The organism is Streptomyces longispororuber (assembly GCF_024448165.1).
In the GTDB taxonomy this organism is placed as follows: Bacteria; Actinomycetota; Actinomycetes; order Streptomycetales; family Streptomycetaceae; genus Streptomyces; species Streptomyces longispororuber_A.
This window is the reverse complement of the sequence record NZ_JAMOLN010000350.1, coordinates 1-6,077: the sequence shown is the minus strand read 5'-3', so window position 1 is coordinate 6,077 and position 6,077 is coordinate 1. Positions and strand designations below refer to the sequence as shown.

Annotated in this window: 6 protein-coding genes and 1 pseudogene; 2 read left to right on the top strand and 5 right to left on the bottom strand. The window is 71.9% G+C overall.

Going from position 1 to position 6,077, the window contains the following annotated elements; translation table 11 throughout:
* The 5 genes and pseudogenes from M4J07_RS46255 to M4J07_RS46235 all read right to left on the bottom strand — a co-directional run.
* Positions 1-251 (bottom strand): annotated as a pseudogene (locus M4J07_RS46255) (peptidase C14); the annotation flags it as partial.
* Positions 252-265: 14 nt separating this feature from the next.
* Positions 266-1,114, bottom strand: coding sequence for an SDR family NAD(P)-dependent oxidoreductase (locus tag M4J07_RS46250; RefSeq protein WP_255983114.1), 849 nt, complete (start codon positions 1,112-1,114; stop codon positions 266-268).
* Positions 1,111-1,953 carry an amidohydrolase family protein gene (locus M4J07_RS46245; RefSeq protein WP_255983112.1) on the bottom strand — a complete coding sequence of 281 codons (843 nt, stop codon included), beginning with the start codon at positions 1,951-1,953 and terminating at the stop codon, positions 1,111-1,113. Before M4J07_RS46245 ends, M4J07_RS46250 begins: the two co-directional genes overlap by 4 nt.
* Positions 1,950-3,140 carry a mandelate racemase/muconate lactonizing enzyme family protein gene (locus tag M4J07_RS46240; protein ID WP_255983110.1) on the bottom strand — a complete coding sequence of 397 codons (1,191 nt, stop codon included), beginning with the start codon at positions 3,138-3,140 and terminating at the stop codon, positions 1,950-1,952. Before M4J07_RS46240 ends, M4J07_RS46245 begins: the two co-directional genes overlap by 4 nt.
* Entirely contained in the window at positions 3,140-4,510 is a 1,371-nt protein-coding gene (locus M4J07_RS46235) for an aspartate aminotransferase family protein (RefSeq protein ID WP_255983108.1), read from the bottom strand. Before M4J07_RS46235 ends, M4J07_RS46240 begins: the two co-directional genes overlap by 1 nt.
* A 235-nt stretch (positions 4,511-4,745) precedes the next feature.
* Between M4J07_RS46235 and M4J07_RS46230 the strand changes: the two genes are divergently transcribed.
* Together M4J07_RS46230 and M4J07_RS46225 are read left to right on the top strand one after the other, a co-directional pair.
* The gene (locus M4J07_RS46230) at positions 4,746-5,567 is read left to right on the top strand and encodes an IclR family transcriptional regulator (RefSeq protein ID WP_255983106.1); all 822 of its coding nucleotides are present in this window, start codon (positions 4,746-4,748) and stop codon (positions 5,565-5,567) included.
* Between the two features lie 306 nt (positions 5,568-5,873).
* A partial coding sequence (locus M4J07_RS46225) for a hypothetical protein (protein ID WP_255983104.1) occupies positions 5,874-6,077 on the top strand: 204 nt, incomplete at its 3' end.

Here is a 6,077-nt window from a genome sequence, read left to right as displayed (position 1 = left end):
CCGTTGTGTCCGGCGGCCGAGCCGGCGTCCCAGCGCACGGCCATCCCGCCGCCGTCACCGGCCCGGTGATACCCGGCGACAATCACCACCGCACCGTCCCGGACCCCCTTCAGAGCCCGCAACGCGGCGACGGTGTCCACGTGCCCTACGTCGTCGTGGGACGCGGCCTGCGCCGGCGCCGGGCTCGCGATCACGGCGCCCGCTCCGGCCAGGCCGGACAGCAGCAGGGCTCGTCTGCGTGACTCGTCCATCGGGACGGTGCTCCTCAACTGTCAGGTCGGGTCAGGGAGTTGCGGTACGGCGGCATGAAGCGCATGCGGGGCATCTGGTCGGCCAGGACACCGCCGTCGACGACGAGGCGGGCGCCGGTGACGTAGGCGCCCGCGTCGGAGGCGAGCAGCAGCAGCGCGCCGACGCAGTCGTCGGGCCGGGCGTAGTGGCCGAGCGGGATGCGCTCGCGGTAGGCCGCCTCGAACGCCTCGCGGTCGAAGGGGAACTCGCCGTCGATCGGGGTCTCGACCATGCCGGGCGCGAGGGTGTTCGCGGTGATGCCGTGCGGGGCGAGCTCGACGGCGAAGGTCTCCGTGAGGAGCTGCGCCGCCGCCTTGGAGGCGTTGTAGTGGGCCAGGCCCGCCTCCGCGACCAGGGCGTTCTTCGAGGTGATGGTGACGACGCGGCCGCGCACCCCGTCCGCGACCATGTGCTCGGTCACCCGCTGGGTGAGGAAGAAGACGGCGTCGACGTTGACCCGCATGACGGCGGCCCAGCTCGCCGGGGTGATCTCGCCCACGCGCTCCAGGGCGGCCGTGCCCGCGTTGTTGACGAGGACGTGCAGCGGCCCGCAGTCGCCGCGGACCGTGTCGGCGAACCCGGCGAGCTCCTCCGTGCGGGCCAGGTCCCGCCCGTACGTCCAGGCGCGGCGGCCCAACTGCTCGACGGCGGCGGCCGTTTCGACGATGCCGTCGGATCCGGGGAGGTCCACGAGGACGACGTCCGCGCCCGCCTCGGCGAGCCCGACGGCGAAGGCGCGGCCGAGGCCGCGGGCGGCCCCGGTGACCAGTGCGGTGCGGCCGGTCAGGTCGAAGCGGTCGGTGCCGCGCGCTCCGCCCGTCACGTCAGGCCCAGCAGGTCGAGGGAGGGCCGCCGGATGATGTCCTCCACCGCTTCGGCGTCGAGCGGGGGCAGGCCGGGGATGCCGGGGATCGCGGCGATCTCCCGCAGTCCCTTCACCGAGTCGTCGACCGTGGTGAACGGGTAGTCGCTGCCGAACAGGAGCTTGTGCAGCACCCCGTAGTCCTGGGCGAGCCGGAGGCTGTGCCACAGCTGGAACGGCCGGTAGTGCAGGGCGCTGACGTCCGCGTACACATGCGGGTGCTTGCGGATGACGGCGATGCACTCGCCCTCGAAGGGGTGGCCCAAGTGGGCCAGGACCATGCGGAGTTCGGGGTGGCGGATCGCGACGGCGTCGAGGTGGCGGGGCATCGCGTACTCCAGCGGCGCCGCCGACACGAACGTGGTGCCGGTGTGCACGAGGAGCGGGAGGCCGTGCCGTTCGGCGTACGCGTACAGCTCGTCGTACGCCTCGTCGGCCGGGTCGAAGCCCGCGTACATCGGCATCAGCTTGATGCCGCGCAAACCCAGTTCCTGGTGTCCGTAGCGGAGTTCGTCCTGCCAGCCGGGCTGGGTGGGGTCGAGGGCGAGGTAGCCGATGAGGCGGTCCGGGTGCTCGGCCACGTAGGCGGCGACGGCCTTGTCGTCGACCCACAGGCCGCTGCGGCGGGCCTTGCCGCCGACGACGATCGTGCGGGTGTCGGCGGGTGAACTGGCCGCGTACTCCTCCCACTTGACCGTCAGGTCGACCTCGCCCGCGTGAGCGCGGGCGGAGTCGGAGGCGAACGGGTCGGTGAAGTCGTGGCTGTGCCGGAACAGATGGGAGTGGACGTCGACGATCATGTCCGGTTCCTCTTCTCCCAGCCCTCGGCGAACATGTTCCAGAAGCGGTGGCTCGGGGGGTGCTCCTCGAAGACCTCGTCGACGAGTTCGACGCCGAGGCCGGGCGCGGTCGGCAGGTCGATGTGCCCGTCGGCGGCGAGCGGCAGGGTGCCCTTGAGGGCCTGGAAGACGTGGTCCTCCAGGAGCGCGTCGAAGGTCTCCAGGATCTTGAAGTTGGGGATGCCGAGCGCGGCGTGCACCGACACCGTGGTGCACAGCGGCGAGTTGGAGTTGTGCGGGGCGACGAGCATGCCGTGCGTGTCGGCGATGGCGGCGATCTTGCGGACCTCGGTGAAGCCGCCGGCCATGGACAGATCGGGCTGGACGATGTCGACGGCCTCGGTCGCGAAGAGCTGCTTGTACTCGTAGCGGTTGTGGAAGTGCTCACCGCCGGAGATCGGGAACGGGGCGCGCCGGCGCAGTTCGGCGTAGCGCTCGATGTGCGTCCAGGGCAGCGGCTCCTCGAACCAGCCGATGTCGTACGGCTCCAGCTCGCGCAGCAGGCGGGACGCGGTCGGCATGGCGAACCGGGCGTGGCCCTCGATGAAGAGGTCGACGTCGGGTCCGATGGCCTCGCGGACGGCGGCGACGAGGTCGACGGAGCGGCGCAGTTCGGCGCGCTCCAGCTCGTGCAGGCCGGGCCCGAACGGGTCGAACTTCAGGGCGGTGAGGCCCTTGCCGACGATGGCGCGGGCCTTGGCGGCGAAGACCTCGGGGTCGCGCTCGCCGTTGTACCAGCCGTTGGCGTAGACGCGGACCCGGTCGCGGCAGGCGCCGCCGGTGAGCCGGTAGGCGGGGACGCCGAGGGCCTTGCCCATCAGGTCGTACATGGCCTGGTCGAGGCCGGACAGGGCGATGCCGCCCATGTCGCCGCCGCGCAGGAAATCGCCCTGGTAGAGGCGGAGCCAGACCTCCTCGATGTCGAAGGGGTCGGCGCCGATCAGGTGGCGGCGGGCGAGCGACTCGGTGAGGGCGCAGACCTCCTGGCCCCGGTAGGGGTGGGTGATCTCGCCGATGCCGGACAGGCCCTCGTCGGTGTGGACGCGGACGTAGCCGAAGTCGCGCCATGCGGTGCCGAGCATCAAGGTCTCGACGCGGGTGATGCGTCCCGCGGGGCCCGCCGGGCGGGTCGTGTTCACGGTGAGCATCAGCGGACCGCCCCACCCATCGTCGAGGCGTTCTCCAGGTCGCGGGCGCCGCCTTCGGCGAGGACCGCCCGGACGGCGGCCTCGGTGGCTTCGAGGAGCCGGTCGACGTCGGCATCGGTGTGGGCGTAGCTGATGTGGCTGCGCTTGAGGTTGAGGGGCAGCTCGAACAGGCCGTGGTCGAGGAGCTTGCGGCGGTAGCCGACGAACAGCGACGCGTCGTTGGCGAGCAGGTCGTCGTAGGTGCGCGGCGTGTCGGGGCCCGGCATGAAGTACGAGACGAAGACGGATCCGTGGCCCGTGACGACGGCGGGGACGCCCATCTTCTCGTAGAGCGCGGTGAGTTCGGTGCGTACGCGGTTGCCGAGTCGGTAGACGTGCGCGTGGACGGGTTCCTCGCGGAGCTTGCGCAGGGTGGCGAGGGCGGCGGCGACCACGGAGGGGTGGCCGTTGTAGGTGCCGGCGAAGAACGCGGGGGCGCCCGGGGTGGTGGAGAAGAGGTCCATGAGGTCGGCCCGGCCGCCGATGGCGCCGACGGGCGCGCCGTTGGCGATGGCCTTGCCGAGCGTGGTGAGGTCCGGGGTGACGCCGCAGATGGCCTGCCAGCCGCCGAGGTCGTGGCGGAAGCCGGTGATGACCTCGTCGAAGACCAGCACGCTGCCGGCCTTCGTCGTCTCCTCGCGCAGCGTGGTGAGGAACTCCTGGTGCGGCAGGAGCGCGCCGACGTTGTGCGGGACGGGCTCGACGATGACGGCCGCGATGTCGGAGCCGTGCTCGGCGAAAGCGCGGCGCACGGCGGCGCTGTCGTTGAAGGGGAGCACGAGGGTCGCGTCGAGGACCTCGGGCAGGATGCCGGTCGAGATCGGGTCGCGGGAGCCGACCTTCTCGGGCGCGGAGATGACGTTGAGGCTCACGGAGTCGTGCCAGCCGTGGTAGCAGCCCTGGAACTTGACGACGAGCCGGCGTCCGGTGGCGGCGCGCGAGACGCGCAGCGCGTGGAAGGTGGCCTCGCTCCCGGTGGAGGTGAGCAGGACCTTCTCGATGGACGGGACGATCTCGGCGAGCTGTTCGGCCAGCTCGACCTCGCCCTCGGTCACGCCGACGCCCATGTGTCCGATGCGGGCGCCCGCCTCGGCGGTGGCGCGGGCGACGTCGGGGTCGTTGTGGCCGAGCAGCGGCGGGCCGAACGCGGCGTGGAAGTCGGTGAACTCGCGGCCGTCGGCGGTGCGGAAGCGGGCGCCGCCGGTGCCGGTGACGACGAGGTCGGTGAGACCGGGGATGCTGCGCTGACCGCTGTTGACTCCGCCGGGCACGACCGTGCGGGCGCGCTCGGCGATCCGGGCTCCGGAGGTGGCGTCCGGGCCTGAACTCATGGTGCTTGCTCCTTGCGTCGAGAGTCGTCGGTGTCATGGGCCCTGCCCGGCCCCGCACCCTGGCGCCATCCGCCCGGCAGTCTCCGCAGGAAGTGTTCTGCGGCCTGCCCAGTGCGCAGGTTTTACAGAACAGTGTTCTGTATTGCAGAACAGTACGGAGACTACGGGCGGTTTTCTGGCAGGTCAACCCCCGGAGGGCAGATTGCCGAACAGTTTGTGACTAGACTGTTCGGTCATGACGAACAGAGATGGTCCAGGAACCCCACCGGCCGAGCCGAAGTACTGGGTCAAGAGCGTCGCCAGGGCCGCCGACATCCTGGAAATCCTCGCCGCTCCCGCCCCCGGTCACGGCTTGAGCGTCACGGAGGTCGCGCAGACCTGCGGGATCTCCAAGAGCGCCGCGTTCGGCACCCTGCAGACCCTGCGCTCGTACGGGCTCGTCTCCGACGACGGCGAGGGCATGAACCGGCGCTACCGCCTCGGCATGGGCCTCGCCCGGCTCGGCGACCGGGCCCGCTCCCAGGTCTCGCTGCGCGGCGTCGCCCACCCGGTGCTGCGCGAACTGACCGGCGCCACGGGCATGGCGTCGCGCCTCGCCGTGCCGGAGGACGGGCACGCGGTGGTCGTCGACCAGGTCGAGCTCGACCAGCGGGTCCGGCTCGACCTGCGGATGGGCCAGCGCGAACTGCCGCACTGCACCGGACTCGGCAAGGCCCTCCTGTCGGCCGTGCCGCAGGCCGAGGCGGCGGCGGTCGTGGAGCGCTTCGGGCTGCCGCGGCGCACGCCGCGCACGATCACCGACCCGGCCACGTTCCTCGCGCACCTCCAGGACATCGACCGCGTCGGGTACGCGCTCGACGACGAGGAGGACGCCGAGGGGATCATCTGCATCGGGGCGCCCGTCCGCGACGACCACGGCACGTGCGTCGGCGCCATCAGCATCACGGGGCTGAAACTCGGGCTGCCGGCCTGGAAGTACCAGGAACTGGGCGGCCAGGTGCGGGACGCCGCGCGGCGGATCAGTGGGCAGTTGGGCTGGGTGGCGGAGTCCGCCTGAGCGCCGTGGCCCTCCGGGTTGCTGCGCGGGTTCCGGCCGTATGACGGCTGCTCGCGCAGTTCCCCGCGCCCCTGCCGGGGCTTGACGGCGCAAAACGTTCGACGTACGGTCCCTGCCAATCGGTCGGACGCCTTGTCGTCACCGGCGCTCCACCTCGACCGACCTCGCATCCCGGCGCCTGCCCAGCTCGCCGGGAGAGTCCCGGGTCATGCTCGGGCACGCTCACTTTCCAGCCATCCGCCCGCACGGCAGTTCTCGCAGGAACGCTCCCCTCCCCTCGGCACTTCTCGGAAGGCGAAGTCCGCCATGAGCGTTCCGCAGCACCCGAGCACGACCACGAGAACCGACCGCCGCGCCCTGCTGCGCGCCTCCGGCCTCGCCGGCCTCGCCGTCGTCGGCACCGTCGCGGCCACCGGCACGGCGAGCGCCGCGTCGCACGACGACGTCGCCCGCGTCGACACCGTCGCCGCGTTGCGGGCTCTGAAGGGGGTCCGGGACGGTGCGGTGGTG